This window comes from Aquabacterium sp. A08, assembly GCF_011742065.1.
Genome location: NZ_JAAQQT010000408.1, coordinates 1 through 697, shown reverse-complemented (window position 1 = coordinate 697; position 697 = coordinate 1). Strand labels below are relative to the sequence as shown.

Here is a 697-nt window from a genome sequence, read left to right as displayed (position 1 = left end):
AACGCCAAGAGCACGCGCGCCTTCCTGAAACGGGTGGACGCCACCCACCCGCTGGCCGCCCCGCTGCAGGCCCAGCAGATCACCGAACTGCCGCGGCAGGTGCACAAAAAAGGCGACCACGACCCGGCCGGCGGCTTCGACGCCCGGCCGCTGCTGGCCGCGGCCGTGGCCGGCCACGACGTGGGCCTGGTGAGCGAGGCCGGCATGCCCGCGGTTGCCGACCCGGGTGCCTCGGTGGTGCGGGCCGCGCACGCGCTGGGGCTGCCGGTGGTGCCGCTGGTGGGGCCGGTGTCGCTGATGCTGGCGCTGGCCGCCAGCGGTTTGAACGGCCAGCACTTTGCGTTTGTGGGCTATCTGCCGCAGGAGGCCAGCGCCCGCGCCCAACGCCTGCGCGAACTGGAAGCGCTGGTGCAAAAAACCGGGCAGACGCAGCTGTTCATCGAGACGCCTTACCGCAACGGCGCCTTGTTGCAAGGCGCGCTGGCGGCGTTGAAGCCGACCACGCGCCTGGCGGTGTGCTGCGGCGTGACACTGCCCCAGCAGGCGGTGTTCAGTGGCACCGTGGCCGAGTGGAAACAAGGGGCGCCCCGGTTGCCGCTGGACTTGCCGGCGGTGTTTTTGGTGGGGCGTTGAGGTTGGAGCTTGGTCCGGGCGCTGTGAGTGGGGTCAGAGAGGTCTTGGGTGGGCGAGTCGGGGG

The 697-nt window shown here is 71.2% G+C and carries 1 protein-coding gene; it reads left to right on the top strand.

From position 1 onward, the window contains the following. The coding region (locus HA630_RS02320; RefSeq protein ID WP_166832212.1) for an SAM-dependent methyltransferase at positions 1-633 on the top strand (633 nt) is incomplete at its 5' end. Between the last annotated feature and the right edge of the window lie 64 nt (positions 634-697).